At 42.4% G+C, this 25,001-nt stretch carries 28 protein-coding genes and 1 other RNA gene; 15 read left to right on the top strand and 14 right to left on the bottom strand.

From position 1 onward, the window contains the following. Positions 1 to 6 precede the first annotated feature (6 nt). Entirely contained in the window at positions 7 to 816 is an 810-nt protein-coding gene (locus ACO067_RS01870; RefSeq protein WP_421869963.1) for a hypothetical protein, read from the top strand. 32 nt (positions 817 to 848) lie between these two features. Then, the gene (locus tag ACO067_RS01865) at positions 849 to 1,100 is read left to right on the top strand and encodes a hypothetical protein (RefSeq protein ID WP_421869960.1); all 252 of its coding nucleotides are present in this window, start codon (positions 849 to 851) and stop codon (positions 1,098 to 1,100) included. Here ACO067_RS01865 and ACO067_RS01860 read toward each other — a convergent pair. Beyond that, positions 1,089 to 1,580, bottom strand: coding sequence for a DUF4494 domain-containing protein (locus ACO067_RS01860; protein WP_421869957.1), 492 nt, complete (start codon positions 1,578 to 1,580; stop codon positions 1,089 to 1,091). The genes ACO067_RS01865 and ACO067_RS01860 overlap by 12 nt on opposite strands. A gap of 163 nt (positions 1,581 to 1,743) precedes the next feature. On the opposite strand from ACO067_RS01860, the gene ACO067_RS01855 reads away from it, so the two are divergent. Together ACO067_RS01855 and ACO067_RS01850 are read left to right on the top strand one after the other, a co-directional pair. Next, positions 1,744 to 3,711 (top strand): acetoacetate--CoA ligase, encoded by a 1,968-nt coding sequence (locus ACO067_RS01855; RefSeq protein ID WP_421869954.1) that lies wholly within the window; start codon positions 1,744 to 1,746, stop codon positions 3,709 to 3,711. A 92-nt stretch (positions 3,712 to 3,803) separates the two neighbouring features. After that, positions 3,804 to 6,632, top strand: coding sequence for an ATP-binding protein (locus ACO067_RS01850; protein WP_421869951.1), 2,829 nt, complete (start codon positions 3,804 to 3,806; stop codon positions 6,630 to 6,632). Here ACO067_RS01850 and ACO067_RS01845 read toward each other — a convergent pair whose 3' ends face one another. From ACO067_RS01845 to ACO067_RS01815, 7 genes are all read right to left on the bottom strand, one after another. Continuing rightward, on the bottom strand, positions 6,633 to 6,815 hold the full coding sequence (locus ACO067_RS01845; protein ID WP_421869948.1) for a hypothetical protein: 183 nt from the start codon (positions 6,813 to 6,815) through the stop codon (positions 6,633 to 6,635). A gap of 170 nt (positions 6,816 to 6,985) precedes the next feature. Continuing rightward, positions 6,986 to 7,828 carry a DUF4249 domain-containing protein gene (locus tag ACO067_RS01840; protein ID WP_421869945.1) on the bottom strand — a complete coding sequence of 281 codons (843 nt, stop codon included), beginning with the start codon at positions 7,826 to 7,828 and terminating at the stop codon, positions 6,986 to 6,988. Next, positions 7,825 to 10,413 carry a TonB-dependent receptor gene (locus ACO067_RS01835; protein WP_421869941.1) on the bottom strand — a complete coding sequence of 863 codons (2,589 nt, stop codon included), beginning with the start codon at positions 10,411 to 10,413 and terminating at the stop codon, positions 7,825 to 7,827. The genes ACO067_RS01840 and ACO067_RS01835 overlap by 4 nt, the downstream gene beginning before the upstream one ends. A 60-nt stretch (positions 10,414 to 10,473) precedes the next feature. Beyond that, positions 10,474 to 11,361 carry a FecR family protein gene (locus ACO067_RS01830; RefSeq protein WP_421869937.1) on the bottom strand — a complete coding sequence of 296 codons (888 nt, stop codon included), beginning with the start codon at positions 11,359 to 11,361 and terminating at the stop codon, positions 10,474 to 10,476. Positions 11,362 to 11,413: 52 nt separating this feature from the next. After that, positions 11,414 to 11,974, bottom strand: a complete 561-nt coding sequence (locus ACO067_RS01825) for an RNA polymerase sigma-70 factor (protein ID WP_421869934.1) — start codon at positions 11,972 to 11,974, stop codon at positions 11,414 to 11,416. After that, on the bottom strand, positions 11,971 to 13,083 hold the full coding sequence (locus ACO067_RS01820; RefSeq protein WP_421869930.1) for a serine hydrolase domain-containing protein: 1,113 nt from the start codon (positions 13,081 to 13,083) through the stop codon (positions 11,971 to 11,973). Before ACO067_RS01820 ends, ACO067_RS01825 begins: the two co-directional genes overlap by 4 nt. Continuing rightward, positions 13,065 to 13,691, bottom strand: coding sequence for a hypothetical protein (locus tag ACO067_RS01815; RefSeq protein WP_421869927.1), 627 nt, complete (start codon positions 13,689 to 13,691; stop codon positions 13,065 to 13,067). The genes ACO067_RS01820 and ACO067_RS01815 overlap by 19 nt, the downstream gene beginning before the upstream one ends. A gap of 124 nt (positions 13,692 to 13,815) precedes the next feature. On the opposite strand from ACO067_RS01815, the gene ACO067_RS01810 reads away from it, so the two are divergent. From ACO067_RS01810 to ACO067_RS01800, 3 genes are read left to right on the top strand one after another with little or no spacing between them, the layout of a single operon-like run. After that, entirely contained in the window at positions 13,816 to 14,340 is a 525-nt protein-coding gene (locus ACO067_RS01810; protein WP_421869924.1) for an RNA polymerase sigma factor, read from the top strand. Then, positions 14,333 to 14,851 (top strand): hypothetical protein, encoded by a 519-nt coding sequence (locus ACO067_RS01805; RefSeq protein ID WP_421869921.1) that lies wholly within the window; start codon positions 14,333 to 14,335, stop codon positions 14,849 to 14,851. The genes ACO067_RS01810 and ACO067_RS01805 overlap by 8 nt, the downstream gene beginning before the upstream one ends. After that, positions 14,823 to 15,875 (top strand): hypothetical protein, encoded by a 1,053-nt coding sequence (locus tag ACO067_RS01800; RefSeq protein ID WP_421869918.1) that lies wholly within the window; start codon positions 14,823 to 14,825, stop codon positions 15,873 to 15,875. Before ACO067_RS01805 ends, ACO067_RS01800 begins: the two co-directional genes overlap by 29 nt. 32 nt (positions 15,876 to 15,907) lie before the next feature. Here ACO067_RS01800 and ACO067_RS01795 read toward each other — a convergent pair whose 3' ends face one another. The 5 genes from ACO067_RS01795 to ACO067_RS01775 all read right to left on the bottom strand — a co-directional run bounded on the left by ACO067_RS01795 (position 15,908) and on the right by ACO067_RS01775 (position 17,866). Further along, on the bottom strand, positions 15,908 to 16,618 hold the full coding sequence (locus ACO067_RS01795; RefSeq protein WP_421869916.1) for a cell division ATP-binding protein FtsE: 711 nt from the start codon (positions 16,616 to 16,618) through the stop codon (positions 15,908 to 15,910). Next, positions 16,619 to 16,822, bottom strand: coding sequence for a fructose-6-phosphate aldolase (locus ACO067_RS01790; RefSeq protein WP_421878258.1), 204 nt, complete (start codon positions 16,820 to 16,822; stop codon positions 16,619 to 16,621). It lies immediately after the preceding gene. A 40-nt stretch (positions 16,823 to 16,862) separates the two neighbouring features. Next, positions 16,863 to 17,519, bottom strand: a complete 657-nt coding sequence (fsa, locus tag ACO067_RS01785) for a fructose-6-phosphate aldolase (protein ID WP_421869912.1) — start codon at positions 17,517 to 17,519, stop codon at positions 16,863 to 16,865. Positions 17,520 to 17,569: 50 nt separating this feature from the next. Next, positions 17,570 to 17,663: signal recognition particle sRNA small type (ffs, locus tag ACO067_RS01780), an RNA gene on the bottom strand. A 38-nt stretch (positions 17,664 to 17,701) separates the two neighbouring features. Beyond that, complete coding sequence (locus ACO067_RS01775; protein ID WP_421869909.1) at positions 17,702 to 17,866, bottom strand: hypothetical protein; 165 nt, start codon at positions 17,864 to 17,866, stop codon at positions 17,702 to 17,704. 253 nt (positions 17,867 to 18,119) lie between these two features. On the opposite strand from ACO067_RS01775, the gene ACO067_RS01770 reads away from it, so the two are divergent. From ACO067_RS01770 to ACO067_RS01755, 4 genes are all read left to right on the top strand, one after another. Then, entirely contained in the window at positions 18,120 to 18,227 is a 108-nt protein-coding gene (locus ACO067_RS01770; protein WP_421869905.1) for a 30S ribosomal protein THX, read from the top strand. 22 nt (positions 18,228 to 18,249) lie between these two features. Continuing rightward, complete coding sequence (locus ACO067_RS01765; protein ID WP_421869902.1) at positions 18,250 to 18,945, top strand: outer membrane beta-barrel protein; 696 nt, start codon at positions 18,250 to 18,252, stop codon at positions 18,943 to 18,945. Between the two features lie 32 nt (positions 18,946 to 18,977). After that, positions 18,978 to 20,030, top strand: coding sequence for an alkane 1-monooxygenase (locus ACO067_RS01760; protein WP_421869899.1), 1,053 nt, complete (start codon positions 18,978 to 18,980; stop codon positions 20,028 to 20,030). Between the two features lie 108 nt (positions 20,031 to 20,138). After that, positions 20,139 to 20,375 carry a hypothetical protein gene (locus ACO067_RS01755; RefSeq protein ID WP_421869896.1) on the top strand — a complete coding sequence of 79 codons (237 nt, stop codon included), beginning with the start codon at positions 20,139 to 20,141 and terminating at the stop codon, positions 20,373 to 20,375. 57 nt (positions 20,376 to 20,432) lie between these two features. On the opposite strand, the gene ACO067_RS01750 is transcribed toward ACO067_RS01755, so the two are convergent. Then, positions 20,433 to 20,798, bottom strand: a complete 366-nt coding sequence (locus tag ACO067_RS01750; RefSeq protein WP_421869893.1) for a TerB family tellurite resistance protein — start codon at positions 20,796 to 20,798, stop codon at positions 20,433 to 20,435. Positions 20,799 to 21,177: 379 nt separating this feature from the next. Here ACO067_RS01750 and ACO067_RS01745 point away from each other — a divergent pair, with 379 nt between their 5' ends. From ACO067_RS01745 to trpC, 4 genes are read left to right on the top strand one after another with little or no spacing between them, the layout of a single operon-like run. Continuing rightward, the gene (locus ACO067_RS01745; protein ID WP_421869890.1) at positions 21,178 to 22,593 is read left to right on the top strand and encodes an anthranilate synthase component I family protein; all 1,416 of its coding nucleotides are present in this window, start codon (positions 21,178 to 21,180) and stop codon (positions 22,591 to 22,593) included. Then, positions 22,594 to 23,169, top strand: coding sequence for an anthranilate synthase component II (locus ACO067_RS01740; protein ID WP_421869887.1), 576 nt, complete (start codon positions 22,594 to 22,596; stop codon positions 23,167 to 23,169). It abuts the gene before it with no gap. Positions 23,170 to 23,188: 19 nt separating this feature from the next. Continuing rightward, the gene (trpD, locus tag ACO067_RS01735; RefSeq protein WP_421869884.1) at positions 23,189 to 24,181 is read left to right on the top strand and encodes an anthranilate phosphoribosyltransferase; all 993 of its coding nucleotides are present in this window, start codon (positions 23,189 to 23,191) and stop codon (positions 24,179 to 24,181) included. Beyond that, positions 24,181 to 24,981: an indole-3-glycerol phosphate synthase TrpC gene (trpC, locus tag ACO067_RS01730; RefSeq protein WP_421869880.1), complete on the top strand. Its 801-nt coding sequence runs from the start codon at positions 24,181 to 24,183 to the stop codon at positions 24,979 to 24,981. The genes trpD and trpC overlap by 1 nt, the downstream gene beginning before the upstream one ends. Positions 24,982 to 25,001: the final 20 nt, after the last annotated feature.

Raw genomic sequence — 25,001 nt, 5'->3', positions numbered from 1 at the left:
GCCTATATGATCAATCGCACCGCTATACTCATGGTTTCTCTATGTGTTTTTGTGAACACCTATGCACAGCAGCGCTTTGGTGCATCCAATGATGTGCAGGAGGTTGGTGAGTCTATGGAAGCGTATATCAAGGAAAATCACCTGGAAGATATCGAAGACATTGTCCATAAATTTACTGAGTCGAAGGTGTTTCTGCAGTACCTCCTGGAAAAAGGCCACAATATCCAAAGCGACTCAATTAAGCTTCGCAGAAAGGACATCAGTGTTGGGAAGGATATTGATGTATACGTCAAGCACTTCACTGAGCATCAGAACTTCACCATGCTACTCGTGCCAGTAGATATATATCCGTTGATGATCTATGATACCTTGTTGTTTTCGGTGGTGGAAGTGAGCAATGATTTCTTAAAGGAGAAGTATTACTTTCACGACATCTCTGATGATTCGGTGAGATCAGACCTTCTGGCAGACTTAAATCACGACCTAATCACCGCTCACATGTTTGAGCAGGTAATGGCTGAACAGGGCCAGAGAGCTGCTGAGGTGCAGGTGCGACTTCATGAGAGCTACATTTCTACCAATTCTATTTCGCTTAACACGCACGAGATGGACAAAAGTGAAAAGAAGGAAATAATGAAATCCTGGGGATTGATGAAAAAACTCTTTACGCACAATTTGGAGCTGAATGTGGAGATGAATATCTACATCTTTGGATTCGATGATATGCGAATTGTCCATTACACCAATAGTGGTGAGGTTGATTATCGTGTTACTCCTGGAAATATTTTTAAGCGCCATCACTTCCTGGAAGAGTAAACTGTTCCGTTACTTTTATGGTTAAAGACTGTATGAAGTGTAGTACTGGCAAGCGAATCTACGACACGGAACGCGAGGCAATAGACGCTCTAATTGATCTACGTGCCCGAAATAACTATCGAAAGGGAAGCGGCCCTATCAATGTGTATCAGTGTGAGGATTGTGGTCAATGGCATTTTACCTCCAAAGGACCTGAGCACGAACTACTCGGGCTAGAAACTGTTCAGAAGAAAATAGCCGATGATCGTGAAGCGCTCTATTGGGAGCGTAAACTACGATTCTGAGCTTTCGTTCATTACTTCGGATAGCGGTTTAAGGTTCGAAGGAATTTGGCTCTCAGGATCATATGGATAAACCTCCAGGATATTCGTTAGCGCAATTGATGGTATGTCATATGGTACCAGCATACTGTTTAGATGCTCTTCAATGCGCTCATAAGCCTGCTTAGCGTTCTCAGCACTTACCAGGATGTAGGTATTGATCTTGACTTCTTTTTCGCTATCTCCATCTACTGTGGCATACACCACTTTGCTCTTGAACCATTTTTCAGCATCTTCATGATTGATCACTTCCGCTATGTTGGTTTTGGTGATCTGCGTGACAGCAAACTCTCCATGAATGTCACGCTCGCATATCTCATACACCCTGGACTCAGCATCTGTGTAGGATACCGCATCTAGCAAAAACGTGTCCGTTACCTGCTTCATCATACCATCTTCTAATTCTTTCGTGTGCTTGATCTTACAGGTATACCAGATTTTCATGTTGAGCTGTTTTTTGGTTTGATACTTAAGGGCTGCAAAGATAGATTTCCGTATCTGTTGAGAAAATTTCTAGAGAAAATCTTCACACAATTTTTTTATGGGAACAAAATGACTGAGACTTGTTATCCGAATAGCAACAACCCCAAAAACTCATATTCGCAGCATGTCCACTACCCCAAAAAAACTGTGGGAACCCTCCCAATCCTTCAAATCAGAGTCCAATCTACAAGCCTACATGGATTGGCTCCGATCCAAAAAAGAATTGTCTTTTGGAGACTATGACGAACTGTGGAGATGGTCCATTGATCATACCAGGGACTTTTGGGGGTCGCTTTACGAGTATTTTCAAATCATAGACCATGGAGAGTGCCGTTCGGTACATGATGATGCTCCAATGCCAGAAACCACATGGTTTGAAGGAAGTAAGATCAATTATGCAGAACACATTTTCCGGCAGGAACAAGCGGGAAAAGACGCTATAATCTTCAAACAGGAAGGTAATGAGACTGTGAGCATGTCCTGGGGTGAATTGCGGCAGCAAGTCGCGGCGGTAAGAGCTTATTTGCAAGCACAAGGTGTCACTAAAGGCGATCGTGTGGTGGCTTATATTCCAAACATTCCGCAGGCGGTGGTGGGTTTCTTAGCATCCTGTTCGCTAGGGGCTGTTTGGTCCAGCTGTTCGCCAGATTTTGGTGCTAACAGTGTGGTGGATCGTTTCAAGCAGATAGAGCCCAAAGTACTGATTACTGTTGATGGGTATCGGTATCAGGGAAAAAGTCATGACAGAGTGGAGACCGTTCATCAAATTCTCTCTGAACTACCTTCCATTCAATCCGTTCTCCAGATTCCATATCTGCACCAGGTTGCTTTTGTGGATTATGCGGCAACCTGGGATGATGTAGTCAGTCAGGATGCCTCTCTTGACTTTACAGCGGTGGATTTTGCAGATCCTATTTGGGTACTCTACTCCTCGGGTACCACTGGCCAGCCCAAAGCCATAACACACTCACAGGGAGGAGTTTTGCTAGAGCATTTAAAGTACGTCACCTTTCACAATGATGTGAAAGCCGGCGAAAAATACTTTTGGTTTACCACCACTGGTTGGATGATGTGGAATTTTGTCCAATCGACTTTACTCGCTGGCGCTACAATCGTTTTGTATGATGGCAGTCCCGGGTATCCCGGACTTGATGCTCTTTGGAAGTTTAGTGAAGAAGTTGGTATCAACCATTTTGGTACCAGTGCCCCGTTCATTGTGGCTTGCATGAATAAGAAGTTAGAACCAGGCAAGAAATTTGACTTGTCGAGCCTTCGGTCAATCAGCAGCACAGGTTCTCCTTTGCCTCCTGAGGGTTTTGACTGGATTTATGAAAAGGTGAAGTCGGATGTCTGGCTGTGCTCCATGAGTGGTGGCACTGATGTTTGTTCTGCTTTCGTTGGAGGATGTCCTTTGGAGCCTTTATATGAGGGTGAAATACAAAGACGTGCCCTGGGATGCGCTATGTTTGCCTACGATGATCATGGCAAGGCATTGGTGAATGAGGTAGGTGAAATGGTGGTGACTAAACCTATGCCATCTATGCCTATTTACTTTTGGGGTGATGTCCGTAAAGAGCGTTACAAAGAATCGTATTTTGAGGAATACCCCGGTGTATGGCGACATGGAGATTGGCTGCTGATCACAGACCGCAACACTTTGGTGATTAAAGGTCGATCCGATGCTACGTTAAATCGCCACGGAATCCGCATTGGTACCGCAGAGATTTATCAAAGTGTGGATAAATTAGAATCCATTAAGGACAGTCTTATCGTCAATCTGGAGCTGGCTGGAGGTAAGCATTTTATGCCATTGTTTGTGGTGATGAAAGAAGGCACCCACCTTACTGATAAAGTCAAAGAAGAAATTAATAGACAATTGACCAATGATTTTTCCAGACGCCATGTGCCTGATGAGGTGATAGAGGTAAAGGATATCCCTTATACGATTAGTGGTAAGAAAATGGAAGCACCGGTGAAGAAGATTCTGATGGGTAAAAACAAGCAGAATGCAGCTAATCTAGGCGCTATGCGCAACCCTGAATCACTTCAATTCTTTGAGGATTATGCATTTGAGCATCAGTTCAACTCGTAATGCAATTCTTAAAAATTAGTCGAAATACTGTGTTTTCAGCAGTGCTATTAACATCTCTTTGATTAGCTTTAATTTGCACAATTCCAACCTATATGATAGTCAAGAGATTCAGTAGCATGCTATTGACCGTCGCTTTGTTTGCTGTGTTTGGTTATTCGCAGGAAATCAAGGTTGATAGTTTGAGGGCTAAACTCAGTACAACACCTACCAGTGAAGTAAAGACAGTTGCAGAAGTGAGTAATGCATTGGCATGGGAGTATCGGGATATCAGACCTGATTCTGCATTGTACTTTGCTAATCAAGCCTTAAGACTGAGCCGGGCGAATGACTTTTCAGATCTGGAAATTCAGTCCATCAATTACATCGGTGTGGCTTATCGAAATCTCAGTAATTTCTCCAAGGCCTTCGAAAAGTATTTGGAAGCTTTAAAACTGGCAGAAGACCGAAAAAACCCAGAACAACGTGGCTATTCTCTGATAAACCTGGGCAATCTCTACCTGTACCAAACCAATTTTCAAGGTGCTATTAAGTATTTCATTCAGGCCCTGGATCAAGCCCAAGCTCTTGCTGACAATCGCATGGTTGCCTATTGTTTTTTGAATTTGGGTAGATCCTACAAAGGAATAGCAGAGTATGGACAAGCAGAACTCTACTACAAACAAGCCATAGATATTAGAGGTAAACTGGGTGATGAATATGGAACTCTGGCTGCTGAAATAGATCTGGCGGAGACTTACATGCTACAGGGTAATATGGTACAAGCGGAAAGATACCATTTAAGTCTGATTGATCGAATAGGGAAGGACTCCAATCCACGAATGCTGTCAGTGGTTTACAATAACATCTCAAAGATTTACTTATCCAAAAATGAGTTGGAAAAGGCCAAGGAGTACGCGTTCAAGGCGATCGATATAACTCGGGATGTGAGTAGTCGGTATGAGGAGAAAAACGTACTGGAAAACCTCAGTAAAATTTATGCAAACAGTGAAGATTTCCGAAATGCCTATGAAACAAACGTACGCTATGGCGAGCTCAATCAGCAGCTTTTCAGTGAAGAGAACATCCGCAGGATTGAGCAGCTCAAGGGGCAATATGAAATGGAGCAGCAGGAAGCTGAGAATGAGTTTTTGAGAAAGCAAGCTGAGTTGAATCAGGAAATTATCTCCAGACAACAGATCATCATCACATTGACAGTCGTAGGTATTGTGCTGTTTTTGATTGTTGCTGCGGTATCGGTCAGAGCTTATCTGGTTAAGAAAAAGCTCTCTAATAAGATCAGTCGTCAGCGGGATAAGATTCAAACCGACAAAGAGGTGATTGAAAAGCAATCCAACAAACTAAAGGAGCTGGATGAAGCTAAATCCCGATTCTTCGCTAACGTTTCACATGATTTGAGATCTCCATTAAGCCTGATCATGGGTAACCTGGAGATGCTACAGGAGGATGAAGATGTCGTATTGACACCAGGAGCCATTAAAAACCTGGAAACTGGTTATAAAAACTGCAAGCGTCTGCTTTATCTCACGGATGAGATCAATGACCTGACTAAACTGGAAGAAGGTAAAATTAGCCTTAAGCAGGAGGTAGTTCGCATTAGTTCCTATTTGGAAATGCTCACGGACATGTTTATTGGTACGGCTGAATACAAAGGTGTTTCGCTTACCTGTAAAAATTATATCAAACGTGAGGAGGCGGTTTTCATTGACCCGAGGCAGTTTGAGAAGATCTTCTATAACCTGGTGTCCAATGCCATCCGGCACACTTCCAAAGGCGATAAGATCACTGTGGAAACTCGCGAGAATGGTGATAACATCCTGCTCAATATTATTGATACGGGTGAAGGTATACCTGAAGAGAGTTTGGAATATGTGTTTGATCGGTTTTATCAGTCCAAGAGCAATCAATACCGGACCAAGGAAGGCTTGGGTATTGGTCTGGCTTTGGTGAAGGAGTTAGTAGAACTGCACGGTGGCAAAATAGCTGTAGAAAGTGCCTTAGGGTTGGGAACGAGTTTTCAGATGGAGTTTCCAAAAGCTACGGTCTTCGGGGAAGAGAAAGCACTGGGCGGTACGTTCACCTATGTTTCTGAGCGTAAGCATTTGTATGATGAAATAAATCGTGAAGAGCGTGCTGGGGTGAGTTTACCAAAACAGGAAGATGAGAACATGACCATAATGATAGTGGACGATCATCCCGAAATACGCTATCATATTCGGCAGATTTTGGAAGATGATTACCATGTGATTGAAGCAGCTCACGGGATTGAAGCTTTGGAACTGCTCAAGCATAATGAAGTGTCGTTAATTGTATCCGATTTGATGATGCCCTGGATGGATGGTTTTGAATTAATAGAGGCTTTGAAGGCCAATGAGGAATTCAATAAAATCCCAATTCTGGTTGTCTCTGCCAGGATTTCTGAAAATGATCAGGAGAAGGTACTTTATCAAGGCATCAATGATTATCTCCAGAAACCATTCCAAAAGAAGGAGCTCAAATTGCGAATCAATAATCTTTTGGAAACACGAAAGAGTTACGGATCATCAGAAAATGAAACCTTCTCCAAACTCTTCGATAAGTCAAGTTTGGACGCAGTGGAGAAAGATATACTGTCTAAGCTCGATCAAGTGATAATGGAACGAATAGACGATGAAAACCTGTCAGTTTTTGACCTGGCCAATGCCATGGCAGCCAGTGAAAGACAAGTCTATCGATTAGTGAAGAAATTGACGGGGATGACTCCTTTTGAATATGTGGCAGAAATTCGAATGAAGTATGTGGACTATCTCATCAGAAAGAATAAAGTGAGAAACCCCTCAGAGGCTGCACGAAGCATAGGCTTGAAAAATGTCACTTCTTTCAGCAAGCAGTATGAAAAGAAGTTTGGCGTGAAGCCTGCAGATGTTCTAAAGGCCGAAGCTTAATTAGAACTTATTCTTGGAATAAGCAATCTCAGCCAGCTGGGCCTGATAGAAGGATTCGAAATAGTTGTTGCGCATAGCAGGATCTCCAACAAATACATCTTGATTTGTCGGAAATTGATTGTTGCGGTTGCTGTTCAGCAATTTGTCCAATCCCTTTGATATTTTATTTTCTCTGTCAAACATGTCGTTTTCAGTAATAGATGAATTGATCGTTAGAGTCTGTTCTGGCTCTTCGTACTGCTTTGATACCCAAAGTGGTAAAAAGCAATGTGATCATAAAAACAGCTAATTTTTTGAACATATCACATGCATGGCAAGGGATTGGCTGGTTACCCCTAAAGAAAATAGAATTTTTATTGAATAATTTTTATTCCACCTTTTTGGATCGAAGTGGTGCCCCAGTAGCCAAGGACTGTTTCATCGGACTCTACAAACCGCAAATTGCCTGAAACTGGAGCCGGTGTAATGGAAGAAGTGCTACCCAAAGAAGTAGTTTGAGCCTTTAGTACACGCAAGAATTCATATCCTGCTCTTGAGATTTCCTGTAGCTCTATGCTGATAGAATCAGAAGCAGCAAATTCAAAAATGGTGAGTTCATTTTCAATGAATGGTGCATTTCCGTTGAAGAAGCGATCATTTATAAGTACGATTTCTGACGCTTCAGTAAAAAGAGTATCATTTTTAGCCACTCTCAGGCGATAATAATTAGTCTCGGCCTCCGGATCTTGAAACTTGACAACTGGGTAATACACCGTTTCGATTAGATTGGGTACATCTTCTGATTGTCTTTCATACGAGTCATAGCCCAAACTATCAATGGTAGGCGCCGTATTCATTGTTTCACTTCCCGACGTAATGGCTCGGCCATCAGCAAGTATGACACGTAAGGTGTAATTCACTCCTGCTTTTCCCGCTACTCGTCGGGTAGATAGGTATTTCCCACCTTCGGCATATTGGAAGTTGATCGTCTCTCCATTGTCTCCTGATATGGAGACTTGGGCATCCTGTAGGATTAGCTCTGGTTCATCAGATAAAAAACTCTGTGAGGTACTTAATTTGACCGATTGAATGGTATCTATATTGGTCAGCCAACCCTCCACTACCACTAGGTTAGCTGCTGATAACTCCGGCACCTCATCACTTTGGCAGGAGGTAAGTAGACCACCAAATATCGCTATGTAAAGGAGCCTTCTCAAAATCTAAAATGGTAGGTTATAGATGGAACGACAATGTCTATAATCGAGTATGGGGTCACGGTCGTTTGTCCGCTGGCATTCTGATCAAACACGTACGAATAGACATTTTTTCGGCCGTAGACATTGTACACATTTAAGGTCCAGTAGTCATTAAAGCGCTTCGGTGAACCGTCTGAATGGGTGTTTTTCGTGTGCCATTTGAGGGAAATGTCCAGGCGATGATAGGCCGGCAAGCGGCTTTGGTTTCTCGATTCAAAATGTGGTACCTGAATATCTTCAAATTTGTATTTACCTTGTGGTAAAGTGAATGGCCTGCCAGAGTTATAGTTGAAGGTGAGTGAGGCGAATAGTCTGGGACTTATCTCATAGATTCCAACGAGAGTGACATCATGTTTACGGTCAAAGTTGGAAGGAAAGTAGTTTCCATTATTGACCGACCCGAATGGACTGTCTATTCGCACCTCACTTCTGGAAAGGGTGTAGCTAAGCCAGCCAGTGACCTTGCCTGCATTTTTCTTTAGAAAGAATTCAACTCCATAGTTTCGGCCTTTTCCACTGATCAGCTCCGTTTCAGGATTGTTATTGAATAGTAGGTCAGCTCCATTTTTGTATTCCAGCAGATCATTCAGTAGTTTATAATATCCATCCACAAAAGCCTCATACTTATCGTCTTTCAGGTTAAAAAACCAACCGAGTGAAATATGATGAGACTGTGTGGGCTTAATATAAGAATCGCTCAGCTTCCAGATATCTGTAGGAGTAGGGGTGACGGTATTGGATATCAGATGTAAGTATTGATAAGTTTTGGTATAGCTGATTTTAGTGCTGAGGTTTTGATTCCATTGGTAAACAATGGAAGCTCTTGGTTCCAGGCCTACATAGGTGTTTATAGGTTCAAAAGAACGATAGGACATGGTATCAGTGATGTTCTCATCCAGCAGTGGAAGGTCTGGTGTATACTCATACACATCTCCAGGTCCATAATTGATTAGTGAAGAGAGTCGCAATCCATACAGCAGCTTGAATCGATCGAGGTTGGCCTCATGGGACAGGTAAAAGGCAGATTCCAAACCCGTCTCAGTATCCAGAATCAGTGTGTCTGAAGAGGACTCTTCATCAAAAGGAATGCGCTCTCCAGGCTTCAGTCTATGAAACACCGAGCTTCCTCCAAAGTTGATTTCATGATTATTGTTAATGATAAACCCCCAGTCTGACTTCAGTGTGTAATCAACGATTTGGGACTGACCAATGAAACTGGCAGCCTCCCTGGGCTGAGTAATTTTGTAGTTGTACTGACTTACTATAGCTGAGAAATTGGCAAAAACGCGATGCCCGAACAAATGATTCCAGCGGGCTGATAGATTGCGGTTACCCCATACCCTGTCCGTATCAAACACATTGGTGCTTCGGTCATTTCCCAGATATCCAGAGAGATAGAACGTATTCTTGGCATTTACCTTCCAGTTAGTTTTCGCATTGAAGTCTTGAAAATAGTTGGTGGTATTTTGGTCCAAAGTTAGATCGAAGAGCGATTGGCGTGCTGATACGATGAATGAACTCTTATTTCTTTTGAGAGGACCTTCAGCAATGATTCTGGCTGATACAATACCGATTCCGCCGGTGACATGGAAGGAATTATAATCTCCCTCTTTCTGATGTACAGTCATCACGGAGGAAGCTCGACCACCATAGGATGGGGGGATGAATCCTTTTATGATTTCAATTTTATTGACTGCCTCTGGATTGAATATGGAAATCATCCCGTAAAGGTGATTGGGGTTATAAACGGTGGCCTCATCTAGGAGAATTAGATTTTGGTCCACATTACCACCTCTCACACTGAGTCCGTTAGCATCCTCACCGAGGGTGGTGATTCCTGGAAGAAGTGTTGCTCCTTGCAGTACGTCTACCTCTCCCAGGAAGTAAGGTATCTGTCCTTTGGTATTCAGGTTGAGCGTGTTGACACCTGGTATGGGACTGGTAACGTTCAATTTGGGTTCGTAGGCTGATACCACGACTTCATTTAGCTGCTGTGGCTGGGGTGTCAGATTAAAATCGAGTGTTTGATTGGAGCCGTTCACTTCTATCGTATCCACCAAAGGGTGATATCCTATATAATTGACTTCTACAATATGTGATCCCTCCAGAACTTCCAGGGAGTAGAATCCATAAGTATTGGAACTCACCCCAGATTCAGAACTCTTCATATAAACCGTGGCTCCAATCAGCACTTCACCTGATGAAGCATCACGGATAATTCCTCTGATATACTGCCGGTTAGCCGGTGGCGTGTAGGTGAGTAGGTATTGCTGATTACTTGCAGAAATGGTCAGTCCCACCTGGTTTTGTAACAAAGTAAACAGCTCCGACAGACTGTTGATGTCTTCTGGTAGGATACAAGTTGAATTTGGAATTCTATCTAGACTATAAGCTAAAGGAACGCCTTGTTGGCGCACATTGCGGAGCAATTCATGAACCGAATAGGTTCCCTGGGTCACTGAGATGTCTCGGTCCTGTGCTGAAGCGCTGATGCCTATTAGCATGAGCATGAGCAATAAAAAAGTCCCTTGTTGGAATATTGACATCAATCACTTTACGAATTTTAGGCGGATTCGTCTGGTTCTTGATGTAAAAATAGAGAGGATTTAACAACCTTTTCCAGTAAAGGAAATCTTATTGCCAGATTTTTTTGACTTGGCATTAAGTACAGTTGCTAGCGTTTTGATCACATCAGTAAGTGGTTCTTGACTGAAAGAAGCCGTTACCTTGCACTCTAAAAGTGCTTTAGAAGATTGAATGTCAACGTTGTAGTATTCTTCCAACAGCGGAATGACCTTTTTGAGCGGTTCATTATCAAAGTTAAAATCACCGGTTCTCCAACCTTCTTCATTTGAACTATTGATCTTACCCTTAATGAGTTTGCTGGCTGTGAGGTAGGCTTTTTCACCCTCAGCGAGTTGAGCTGAGTTTTGATTATTGCTCACTTTTACAAGTCCTTCATACACAGCCACTGCTAGTTCGTCTGGAGCAGAGTTCACATCAAATTGCGTACCCAATACCTCAATTGTTCCATTTGTGGTCAATACGGTAAAGGTTCCCTGGTTCTTGGCAACATCAAAAAAGGCTTTACCCTTAAGTGTAACCTGACGTGAAGTCATAAACTCTTTTTCGTCCACTAACAATTGGGAATTTCGGGCAAGAACTACGTCCGAGCCATCTGCTAATCGGAATTTTGTAGGTCGATTCGGTGCTTTTAGTTCAGTCAACTGGTGATCTGAAGTGAAGAGTTGCTGATAAGTAACCAAAGACAAGCTTCCTGCCAGTAGGACAGCAGCAGCTACTTTCCATACAGCAGTCCAGGATTTCTTTTGAACATTCAGTTTACTACAGACATTTTTCCAGGCTTTTTCCGAATCAACTTCCTGATCGAATTCACTTAACTCGTAAAAGAGCTCAAATTCTGAATCTTCCGTAGGGTCACTATCTTGCGAATAGTGTTTTTGGCAATATTTTTCAAACCATTTAGCGGGCATATCGTTTATTAGGCAATCGTTTTTTGGGGTACCCCTAATATCATCATAATTTTTATTTCAATCGATATTCTTTTAGCTCTTCACTCAAAGATTCTTTGAGTTTTTTTAGTGCTATACTCATCTGGTTTTCTACAGTTTTTACGGAGATTTCAAGCTCCTCGGCGATTTCTGCATAGGTCAATCCCCCATATCTACTCAGCACAAAAATATTCTTACATTTCTCAGGGAGTTGATCAATAGCATGCTGTATTTTCTTTTTCATCAGTTCCGCATCGTCAGTAGTCATGGGGCTGTTTTCTATTCCCCTGACCTGACTCAAATCGGTAGTAGACTGGAGTCTGGGTAGTTCGTGCTTGATGTAATTAATGCACTTGTTCTTTACCGATGAGAATAGATATGCTTTTAGCGAACTGCTCAGGTTGATCTGGCTACGTTTTTCCCAAATGTACATGAGCACTTCCTGGGCTATTTCCTCACCCATGGTGATATCACGGATGATGCTGGTTGCATACCGTGCTAGAGGTCCATAGTGCTGCTTGAATATTTGTTCGTAAGCTGCGAGGTTGCCTTGTTTAACACGTTCAAATAGCTCACTATCTTCTACCTCTTTCATGAATTGTCCTCGGTGGTAGTAGTCACTGCGGTCAGTATCCTTCTATAGATGTCCAAAGATGGGTTATATACAGAATCACTGTAGGGGTTGTCAGCCATGATGCAAACAACCAGATTGTCATCAGGGGCCACATAGATACACTGTCCCGCATAGCCATTGATAGAGTAAGTGCGCAAACCATTAAATACTTCTTCATTAAAAGCATCCGTGAACACCCACCAATAATAGCCAAAACCAAAGTTTTCGAGAAATGGTGTGACTAGTTGGGTAGCATCCAAAATCCAGAATCGATCAATGACTCGTTTTCGATCACTCCAGCGACCCTCTTGCTGCATCAAGTAACCAATTCGAGTGAAATCCAATGTGGAGATACTCAGGCCAGTGGCCAAATCCAGGCTGCCTGAGGGATCACGTACCCATTCATAATTTGTAATGCCGATGGGTTTGAAGATGTTACGATCTATATATTCTTCAAGAGTCTCATTCAGTAGGATGTTTTCGAACACTTTGGAAAGAACCATTGCAGATCCACTGTTTAATACAATGCGTAGACCAGGGTCTGCTTCTAATGTCTGTGACAACACGAACCTCACCCAGTCGCTTTCCCTTTTCATTTGGTAAAACTGACTCTTGGAGGTACTGGTATTTACGGTATATTCATTCCATGGAATGCCCATTTTATTCTCCAGAATGTGCCGAAATGTAATGTTCCGTTTGCGAGGTTCGGCATTGAAAATATCTTCGTATTCTGGCAAGAAATTGGCAATGGGTACGTCTAGATTAGCAATAAGACCATCCTCAATTAGCTTACCGAGGGTGAGCACAGCTACAGCACATGTCGCCCTACCTATTTCATGGATTGTTTGTCGGTTGGTGCCATTGTAGTAGTTTTCAAAAATGAGGTGATCATCTTTGATGATCACCATACCATTAACCTGACCGAAGTTTCGAGATTCTATGAGTAAGTCCAGGTTAGTTAATTCTAGATTGCTCAGTCCCACCGACGATGGTAAGTCATACTGCCAGGCTTTCTGATCTGGAGGCAAGTCGTCGGAGACATAGCATGCGCTGAGGCATATGGTCCATATGATTAACGATAGATTCCGCATCTCAATCCAATTCCGAAAATAAAACCACTGAAATCATCATTAGTTATCTTAGGTATATCCAGATGACTAATTCTTTTATATCCACAAGAAGCATAAGCTTTAAGCCAATCAAACGGTGTTCCTAGAACTCGGATTTCAGGTTGAAAAGAAGAGTACTCACTCCGAATGAAATTTTCATTGTTTGAATCTCGCTCCCAGACCATATCACCCAGGCCATAGCTTATCCTTAGATCTACTTCAACAAACCGGGTGTTCATGACCCTGGTTCCGATAAAGACTTTACCTTGTTTGGATCTGAGGTTAAAATCATTGGGGAACACCAGCGTGGTAGTCACTCCACCCTCAAACTCCTCAGCTGCAAATCCAGCATACAGAAATTTGTATTGCAGGCCCGCTCCAATTGAACTCATCAATCGGTAGGTATTCAATGTGGGAGTAAAGTCTGCTCCGATTTCTACGAATATGCCTGATTCAAAATTGATCAAAGGTTCTTTAATCTCCTGAACTACGGTATCCGCGGTTGTCAGGGTGGAATCCGAAGCTGTTTGCTGCGCATTAAGCCACAGAAAACTCATAGAGCAAAGTACGCCAAGGATGAGTTTCTTCATAGGGTAAACTTAGTTGATTAGATATTTTTCACAGCAAATGCAACCTTATTAATTTACTTCAGTCATTGAGATGAATTTTGTCTGATAAGGCTTGGAAAGCAATACGATAAATATACATGTAGAGTTGATCAATAGGTGCAAGGAAGGTGATCCAGGTGCGCAGTATGAGCTTTATCGACTGTATAGTAGAGCTATGTTCAATACAGCTTTGCGCATCTGTGGTAATCGGGAGGAGGCTGAGGATGTATTGCAAGAGGCTTTTTTAAATGCTTTTAAGCACATCGATTCTTATCGGGAGGATGCCACGTTCGGTGCATGGCTCAAAAGGATAGTCGTGAACAAGTCCATTACAAGTTTGAGGAAAAATCAAAAGGAAACATTAATGATGGAAGAAGTCGCTGAGCTGGAAGAAGAGTCAATGTCTATTGGTGATGAAGTAACAGGACTGAGTGTGGAGCGAGTGAAAACAGCTTTGATGGATTTACCCAAAGGATTTCGTAGCGTGTTATCGCTCTATCTATTTGAAGGATATGATCACAAAGAGATCAGTGACATACTGGGCATCACCGAATCGACTTCCAAAAGTCAGTACAAGCGAGCTAAGGACAAATTAAAAATCATTTTGAAACAAGAGGTGAAATATGGGTGACCAATTAGAGCGATTTATACAAACTAACAGAGAGGAGTTTGACAGTGAGTTGCCTTCGGAAAATGTGTGGAGGTCGATTCATCAAGGCCAAACTAAAGCAGGCCGCTGGCTGGGGCTTTGGAAAGTTGCCGCAGTAGTGCTGTTGATGTCTACGGTGTATCTGGTGGTAGAGCGACAGTTGGATTCAACCAGCAGTCGAGATGTGGCGATTGATTCGGAGTTCAAACAGGTAGAGCAGTATTATACCCAATTGATCTCCCAAAAGAAATCAGAAATATCGACGTATGGTCAGACCAACCTCAGTCGCGAATTTATCCTGGAAATTGAGCGATTAGATCAACTATACGCCCAGCTCAAACAGACTTATGCAAGACAGAATTCAAGTGATCTCATTTCAGACATGATGATCAAAAATCTGCAGCTGCGAATAGAAATACTCAACAAGCAGGTGCAAATACTTAAAGAACTTAAAAACAAGGAAAATGAAACCAATACAAGTGTTGAAATTTAATTTACTGTTCGTGTTTTTTCTGGGAATACAAGTGGTTTTGGCTGGTACTCTGGAAGAAAAAAGGCAGGTCATCAACAAGTCTTACCCAGTAAACTCATCCACAGTTTTGAAGGTGTCCAATCAGTTTGGAGAGGTACATGTGGAGAGTTGGGATAAGTCTGAATTGAAGGTGAAGATAGAGATCCTGGTAAATGGTAAAACGGATGACCGGGCCCAAAAGCTATTAGACAAGATCAGTGTGGATATTAGTGAAGGTAGTACCATCACTTTTGAAACAGAGCTCAATGGCAACATGAATACCAAAAGCGACGAAAGTTTTGAGATCAATTACTGGATTAATTTCCCTGCTACGAACGCTATCGATATAGAAAACCGGTTCGGTGACACCTACATAGCTGACTGGAAAGCCAAAGCGGAGTTGGAAATTGGTTATGGTAATTTGAAGACGCAGAACTTTAGTGGTTTTCTTGATCTGGAGCTGTCCTTTGGGAAAGGTTCACTTGGAGCACTTGCAGAAGCCGAGGTGGATGTGAAATATAGTGAGCTGGATATTGAGTCTGCGGATGTGTTAGAGATGGAGCAGCAGTTTTCTCAGGTACGCTTAAATAAAGTGCGGGATCTGGAGCTGGAGAGCAAGTACGGAGATGTTAAACTTGGAGAAGTAGATGTGGTAGAGTCAGACGCACAGTTCTCCGGATTTTCTATCGAAAAGCTCAATAAAAGTCTCTACCTGGAGGCGAGTTATATTTCTGATTTTCAGATAGATGAGCTGAGTAAGGAATTCAGCAAAGTGGAGATTTACGGCAAGTTTAGCTCCTATACCATTCGATTACAAGATGGAACCAACGCAGACCTGGAGGGAGAGTTTTCATTTGCCAACATGAGCGCAAGCAGCAATCAGGTAGATGTCTACTATAAGGTGAAGGATGACAACAGGAATGAATACAAAGCCAAAATTGGTAAAGGGAGTCCCGACAAACGAATCATAGTTAAATCGAGTTATGGCGACTTGAGAGTTAAATAAGCGAAAGGCCTCGTGAGAGGCCTTTTTTAATTTCAATAGATACCAGTCAACTCAAAGTCTTCTTTAGCCGAATCCCTAATCTTGCCTGATTCACATTTCAGCACTCTGGCTGGAAACTGCTCGATGAAGTGGTGGTTGTGAGTAGCCATAATCACAGCTGTACCTGACTTGTTGATTTCCAAAAACAATTTCATAATGCCTTCGGAGACTTCAGGGTCCAGATTTCCAGTGGGCTCGTCAGCAAAAAGGATTTGAGGTTCATTGAGTAGTGCCCGTGCGATCACTACACGCTGCTGTTCTCCACCACTGAGCTGGTGTGGCATCTTGTTGCTGATGGCACCCAGACCAACACGCATGAGCACCTCGGCTAGTCGGCTCTTCATTTTGGCTTTGTCTTTCCAGCCGGTAGCTTTCATGACAAAGTTTAAGTTCTCTGCAACGCTACGGTCATAGAAAAGCTCAAAGTCCTGAAATACAATACCAATTTTTCTCCGCAGAAAAGGCACATCCGCAGGTTTGATTCCTCGTATATCATATCCCACCACTTTGATATCTCCAAGTCTCAAGGGGAGGTCTCCATAGAGTGTCTTCAGCAAAGACGATTTGCCGCTCCCTGTTCTACCCACCAGGTACACAAATTCCCCCTTGCCTATTGCTACATCTAGCTCACTCAGTACGGTGGCATTGTCCTGAAAGATGGTGGCATTGGTGATTTGTACAACCGGTTCTTCTGAGAATGACATTTATAGTTCTAGTTTTTGCAGTTTACCAAAGGGCAATGAATTGATCACTTTTTCGAGTGCATCTTCTTTGCCTTCCAGTCCAAATTTCTCCAATTTTTGAAGAGGTCTATCTGCTCTAAAGTAAGCGATCAAGACGAACTTGTCATCCCGCAGTTGGATGTAGTCAGGGATCTTTGCTTTTCCCTTTACCTTGATGATATACATATCTGAGTACGCAGTTTGTACCATCAACTCGAAATTGACCTTATTGGTTACCTTTTTTGTAATCCGCCAGGAATTTTTCCAGTCCACTATCTGTAAGTGGATGCTTGAGTAAGCCGGTGATAACAGAAAGCGGACACGTGGCCACATCTGCTCCAATTTCAGCACACTGGATTAGGTGCATGTTGTGGCGAATGGATGCAGCAAGTACTTCTGTTTCGAATCCATAGTTGTCAAAAATCTGAACGATTTGCTCGATCAGATTTAGTCCATCAGATCCAATATCATCTAGTCGGCCAATAAATGGAGATACATAGGAGGCTCCGGCTTTAGCAGCCAGGATTGCCTGACCTGCATTGAAGATCAAGGTGCAGTTGGTCCTGATTCCTTCTTCTGTCAGTGCTTTGATTGCTTTCACGCCATCTTTGATCATTGGCACTTTCACCACAATCTTGTCATCAATAGCAGCTAGTTTCTTACCTTCAGCCAGCATCGCATCAAATTCCGTGGAGATGACTTCAGCACTCACATTGTCATCCACTATGTTGCAGATATCCTTATAATGCTTCAAGATGTTCTCTTCTCCGGTGATGCCCTCTTTGGCCATTAGTGATGGGTTAGTCGTTACACCATCCAATACACCCATGTCATAGGCTTCCTGGATCTCGTCTAGATTTGCTGTGTCTATAAAGAATTTCATATTGCTGTGGATTTAAGTAGTAAAGGTGCGGTAAAATTAGGGATAATAAAAAAGGCAAACGAAATGTCGCACCGCTACAACCGCCTACCCTTGCTACCTTCCGGTCCTGGGGGATTCAGCAGGAGCTGGTCGCATCCGTTTGCCGAGGTGCAAAGTTAGTAAACAATGCGACTTAGAAGAAATTATAATTCAGAAATTGGTCTGAATTCGTCGCTTTTGTTTTCGTAGTTGTCTTCATCTTCCTCACAGTCAATTAATTCCTCAGCGTCATTAAAAAATGATCGATCAAGCACATCGTCCAGTTCGGAGAAATCATCTGAGAGAAAATCGTGATCTAGCTTTTCCATACTAATTGGTTTTACGAAGACGAAGTTATGTTGAACACCCTTAGCTAAGTAGGTATCGCAGTTAAATGCGTGTTACCTCTACATTAAAAATTCAGCATTGTGTACAAGATGGTTCTGAGGAAATGTTTCGGATAATCTGGAACATTGGTATCAGTTAGATGTTGTACTTTTGAAGTGTAAAGCAAGGTTTTGCCATTGCTTTCGTTACAGGTAGTGCCTTGCTTATTGTTTCATTTTAAAATTCATAAACATTATGGGAAAAGGAGACAGAAAGACAAAAAGAGGTAAAATTGCCAACAGTTCTTATGGAGCCAGAAGACCCAAAAAAGGCCGTAAGAACGATGATTCAGCCAAAAAATAATGGAGTAATTGAGGGTATTTGAATGAGAATAGTTGTTGTATTAGTGATTGTTTTGGCTTCAAGTGCCCTCAATGCACAAGTGAAAGGTTATCTGGGTGTACGTGGAGGTGGGCATTTTAGCACAACTTATATAGAGCATACACTATATAATACTGTGATGAATACCGGTTTTGAGCCTGGATATCACGGTGGAGTGATGCTGAAGTTGTTTACCAATCAATCTCCCACCTCTTTTTTGAATGCTGGATTGCAGAGTGGCTTGCTCTATGAAGCCAAGGGCTGGCGTCAGACTTTTGATACAGATGAACCTACCTACCATGTTCGGATGAACTACCTCAACTTTCCAATAGAAGCCATTATTTACGCTGGAAAACGCAAAACGAAATACTTTGGCACACTTGGTGTTTTCTTGGAGCAACTGTTGAGTTATGACAAAGATCCAGATCCGAATACGTCAAATATTGGAGGCCAGGAATTCTACACCTACGAACCTAACCGAGATAAAAAATTTGGGTATGGTATTCGTTTCTCCCTGGGAGTGCATCGAGATTTTTCCTTTGGTGCGATTCATCTGGATGCCTTTTTATCTTATAGTGCCAGTAGTTTTATTCGTACAGAAGATTTCTCAGAGCGCCTACCTGATTTGACCAATCACTACTTGGGGGGCTTTACCTTATCCTACCTGATTCCATTCGGGAAAATGGAATTTTCGCAGTAATTTTATTGGGCAACATTTAGCCCCATAATCTTATGAAACAGCTCGGTTTTTTAAAGTACTTGAGTGTTTTTTCACTTCCGGTGTTAGCTTACGTTTCGTTTACCAATGAAGGTTGGTTGACTTATTTGCCTATACTGGAGGCGTTTGCTTTGATTCCTTTGTTGGAGTTATTCTTTCAACCCAAGCCTGATAACCATTCTGCAGAAGAGGAACAAAAACTGTTGCAGAATAAGCTATACGACTTATCGGTTTATCTGGTGGTGCCAGTACAGTTTGCTTTGCTTTGGGTTTTCCTCCACTCAATGACTGACCCAACATTAGGTCCAATATCTATTATTGGTCGAATCTCAGCCATGGGGCTTTTGTGTGGAGTGATGGGGATCAATGTGGCTCATGAGCTTGGGCATAGAAAGCATAAGTACGAACAGTTTATGGCGAAGCTGCTGCTAATGACTTCTCTGTACATGCACTTTTTCATCGAGCACAATCGCGGACATCACAAAAATGTATCCACCGATGAAGATCCTTCGTCGGCAAGGCTAGGGGAGTCCCTTTATGCGTTTTGGATAAGGTCCGTGATCAATGCCTATCGGTCGGCATGGCACCTGGAGGCTCATAGATTGCAAAAGAAAGGGTTGCGGAAACTATCATGGCATAATGAAATGTTATTATTTCAGATCATACAGGTCTCATTTGTCGCGTTGATCTACTGGTGGTTTGGTGGTATAGTTGCTGTTTATTTCGTTTTAGCCGCTGTTATCGGGTTTTTACTTTTAGAAACGGTCAACTATATCGAACACTACGGATTGAGACGTGATAAAAAGGGAGAACGATACGAGCGAGTGATGCCGCAACACTCCTGGAATTCGGACCACGTGGTTGGCAGAATCATGCTGTTCGAACTGTCCAGGCATTCGGATCACCACTACATCGCCAGTCGAAAATACCAGGTACTACGGCACATGGAAGCTAGCCCCCAGATGCCTACAGGGTATCCGGGTATGATGTTGTTGGCTACAGTGCCACCACTGTGGTTTAAAGTGATGGATGGTAAAATTGACATTTTTAAGAAATCGTTACATTAGTTACGTATTTATTAATTATTTTATAAAAACGTTGAATATTTATTAAATATTCACTTTACTTTGCGTAAATATTCACAAAAGCTACCGTTTAAAATGTCTGACGAGAAAATGGAAAAAGTATTAATTGAAGCAAAGGACAAGCTCACTCAGTTGGGAATTGAAGAGCAATTAGTTTCTGAAATTGAGTGGTGTTTGGGCAGTTACGCGCACGATCACAATCCTGAGGGACTGTTTGTAAAAGGAGCTGAGGCTCAAAAAGCGTTGGAAAAGTTCAAAAAGGGCAATCCACGAAAAGTATCTAAGAAATTGATCGATGATCTGACTAAAGCTGTAAAGTCGAAGTAATCAGGGTAATCGAAACACTAAAAACAAAAGGCTCACATCGTGAGCCTTTTTTATTTATCAACCTTTTTTAGGGACCAAATGCTGATCAGCAATGGACCTTAGATAACTTCTCTTTGTCATGATGGCCGGATCTGAATAAATATAAGCGGAGAGGTCAGCCACTACCCCGGGTTTATATCCCAGAGCTATTGCCAGACGTTCACAAAACTCGATCTCACTTTGGTAGATTTTCCCATCTACTTTCATCAGCTGGATCACATTAAATAGGTATTCAAATTTCTCATCAGGCGGCAAATCTTTCAGGTTTGGAATGGGTTTGGGATTATCCATGACCAATTCCACAGCCTCTGTGCTGAGTCCATATCTTTCGCCTATTTTGTGAATAAGCTTGCTTTCTTCTTCAGCCAGAAATTTATCAGCCATTGAAAGATGAACGAGTATACTTAGTTGTTCTTCTACAGGTAACATGGGTGTGAAGATAAATTAAAAATTCAAATTCAATTCTTACTAACGAATGAAAATGTATTGTGTCTAAATCTACGAAAAATATTCCTGCTCACTGGGTCAGTTTCCAGGCATTCTTGAACTATTCGACTGTGAAATGATTTTTTTTCAGAATATTTTATTGAATCGCTTGGATTTAGAATCATTCGGTTACTACTTTAGCGACATGAATAGAATTCACGCATATTACTGGTGGCACATAGCTCTTAGCGGACTGTGAACAGTAGTGGTATGTTAAAATATAACACATAGGAAAACCCGCTGTTCGCAGCGGGTTTTTTTTTGATCAAAATTCACAATGGAAACACAATTTGAACTGAAAATACGGAAGAAGAAGCTGCTGGCGGATACCATTACGCCAGTTGGGTTGTATCTGAAAATCCGCGACAAGTTTGCCAAATCATTCCTTCTGGAAAGCTCTGATTATCATGGAGGAGAGAACGCATTTAGCTATATCTGCTGCGACCCAATGGCCACTTTTAAGTTGGAAGATGGTCAGGTGGAGTTGTCGTTTCCAGATGGAACCAACGAAAAGACTCATTTGGTGGAAAGCGACGTTTTACCATCACTGAGGTCATTTTTGAGTCGGTTTAATGTAGCGGATGAAGAGGTCAAACACATACAAACAGGCCTTTTTGGCTACATAGCCTATGATGCTGTCCAGCATTTTGAAGACATTCAGTTTAAAAATAAAAAGACCGAATCCGCTCAGATTCCTCAAATCCATTACAGCCTTTTCAAATACATCATTGCATTGGATCATTTCAAGAATGAATGTCATTTGATTGAATGCTATTTAGATGAGCCCAATGAGACTGGTTTTTCGGAGCTGTTAAATGTTCTCTCACAACGCAACATTCCTTCATTCAGTTTTCATAAATCCACCGAGACTGTATCCAATTTTACTGACGAAGAATTTCTGGAGCGTGTCAAAAAGGGAATTAAGCATTGTGATTTGGGTGATGTATTTCAGGTGGTTTTTTCCCGTCAGTTCAATACCGGTTTCAAGGGAGATGAATTCCAGGTTTATCGAGCCCTGCGGTCTATTAATCCATCTCCGTATCTATTCTACTTCGATTATGGTAGTTACAAGATCTTCGGGTCCTCACCGGAGGCTCAGATTGTCGTAAAGGACCAGGAAGCGGTTATTTACCCAATTGCTGGGACTTTCAAACGTACAGGTGACGATGCGGCTGATGCTGAATTGGCCAAGAAGCTTTTGGAAGATCCTAAAGAGAATTCAGAACACATCATGCTAGTAGATCTGGCCAGGAATGATCTAAGCAAGAGTTCAGATAATGTGAAGGTGGAAACTTATAAAGAGATTCAGTATTACTCACATGTTATTCACCTGGTTTCCAAAGTGACTGGCCAGTTGCGACAAGATGCGGATCCGTTGGAAATAGTAGCTAGTACTTTCCCTGCCGGTACACTCTCGGGTGCGCCGAAATACCGGGCAATGCAACTGATCGATGAAAATGAGAACATTGCACGTGGCTTCTATGGTGGAGCAATCGGCTTTCTTGATTTCAAGGGCAACTTTAATCATGCCATCATGATTCGAACATTCATGAGCAAGGCCAATAAACTGTTTTTCCAGGCGGGTGCTGGAATCGTATCTAAGTCCGATCCGAAAAGTGAGGTTCAGGAAGTGTACAATAAGTTGGCAGCATTGGAGTCAGCTATGAAAATGGCAGAAAATATCAACGATTAAATGAAGAAGGTACTAGTCATCGATAATTACGATTCATTCACTTATAACCTGGTGCACATCCTTAGAGAACTGGGTTTGGATAATGAACTGGAAGTACACAGAAATGATAAGATCTCTGTGGATTACGTGGATGGGTTTGAAAAGATCTTGTTATCTCCTGGACCTGGTTTGCCTAAAGATGCTGGCATCATGCCAGAGGTCATCAAACGATACGCCAGTTCCAAAAGTATTTTAGGGGTGTGTCTGGGTCATCAAGGCATTGCTGAGTCATTTGGAGGGAAGTTATTCAATCTACCAACCGTATTTCATGGTGTAGCTACTGAGACTAAGCTTACCAGGGAGCAAGATATGCTTTTCAACGGTTTGCCAGATCACTTCAATGTATGTAGGTATCACAGCTGGGCAGTAACTCCTGGCGGACTGCCTGAGTCATTGAAAGTCACGGCAGTGGATGATGAAGGCAACATTATGGCCATCAAGCACGCTGAATACAAAGTTCGAGGCGTGCAGTTTCACCCAGAGTCGATCATGACCGAGCATGGGATTCAGATGATGGACAATTGGATTAAAGAATAACTATAATCACCAACTATAGATGAAAGAAGTACTCAACAAGCTATTTAAATACCAGTCGCTCAGCAGAGAAGAGGCTTATACGATCCTCTCTAACCTGGCTACCGGTCAGTATAATAACAGCCAGATGGCTGCTTTCATGACTGTATACCTGATGCGATCCATCACGGTAGAGGAATTGGAGGGATTTCGTGATGCAATGCTTGAACTCTGTGTGAAAGTGCCTGGAGAAGATTACGATGCAATTGATTTATGCGGTACGGGTGGAGATGGTAAAAACACCTTTAATATCTCCACAATCTCTTCATTTGTGGTAGCGGGAGCTGGGCAAAATGTGGTGAAACATGGAAACTATGGAGTATCCTCTGTTAGTGGGTCATCCAATGTGCTCGAAAGCATGGGAGCAAAGTTTACCAACGATGTGGATACTATCAAAAAGAGCCTGGACCAATCTGGAATATGCTTCCTACATGCGCCCTTATTTCATCCAGCGATGAAAAACGTTGGTCCAGTTCGTAAGGAATTGGGAATCAAAACCTTTTTCAACATGCTTGGTCCAATGGTGAACCCTGCTTTCCCTAAGAATCAACTAGTTGGAGTGTTTAGCCTGGAGTTGGCCAGACTGTATGGATACCTCTATCAGAATACGGACAAAAACTTTGTCATTGTGCATTCATTGGATGGATACGATGAGGTATCACTTACTGGTGGGTTTAAGGTCATTTCCAATAATCAGGAAGCTGTTTATGAGCCTGAGGATCTTGGCTTGAAGCGCCTCACTCAGGAGCAATTGCATGGAGGAGAGAGTATTGATGATGCAGCCAGCATCTTCCAGAATGTATTGGAAAACAAAGGAACTGAGGCACAGCAGCAGGCCATACTAGCTAATGCAGGATTGGCCATAGCCACAGGTAAGCAAATATCCTTTGAGGAAGGAATTGCGCAAGCCAGAGAATCGTTGGCCTCCGGCAAAGCCATGGAATCATTTAAGAACTTTTTAGCAGTAAACAACTAATGAATATACTGGATCAGATCATAGCACATAAGAGGGAAGAGGTAGCTCAGCGGAAGAGTTTATATCCGGTCAAGTTGCTGGAGCAAAGTACCTTTTTTAAGGGCAAACCAGTTTCACTCAAAAAGTATATCCGAAGAGAAGATAAAGTAGGAGTCATTGCCGAATTCAAGCGGCAATCACCATCGAAAGGAGTGATCAACTCAGCAGCCAAAGTGGAAAAGACCACCATTGGGTACATGCAGGCAGGAGCCTCTGGATTATCGGTACTTACTGATACCAAGTATTTTGGTGGAAAGAATGAAGACCTGATCACCGCACGTAGTTTCAATTTCTGTCCAATACTCCGAAAGGACTTCATCATTGATGAGTATCAGATCATAGAAGCCAAGTCAATTGGTGCCGATGTGATCTTGTTGATAGCAGCTGCTTTGAGTCCTGAAGAGGTCAAGTCACTTGGTGCATTTGCACAAAACCTGGGGTTGGAAGTATTATTGGAAGTGCACGACAAGGCGGAATTGGAGCGGTCAATTAATCCTCACATTGATCTGCTGGGAGTTAATAATCGCAACCTCTTCACTTTTGAAACTACGGTCCAAACATCTAAGGATTTAGCGGAGTTGATCCCTGATGAATTTGTGAAGGTTTCAGAAAGTGGAATCAGCGATCCGGCTGTAGTCGTGGATTTGATGAAGCATGGCTATGAAGGCTTTTTGATTGGAGAGCATTTCATGACCAAGGGTAGTCCCGAGAAGGCGTGTCGGGATTTTGTGAGGAAGGTGCAAGGTTTGATAAACCGCTGAGAGCACTGAGTTAACAGAGA

Source organism: Marinoscillum sp., from assembly GCF_965229915.1.
GTDB lineage: Bacteria > Bacteroidota > Bacteroidia > Cytophagales > Cyclobacteriaceae > Marinoscillum.
Note: the sequence above shows the minus strand (reverse complement) of the source record. Positions and strands in the feature narration are given on the sequence as shown.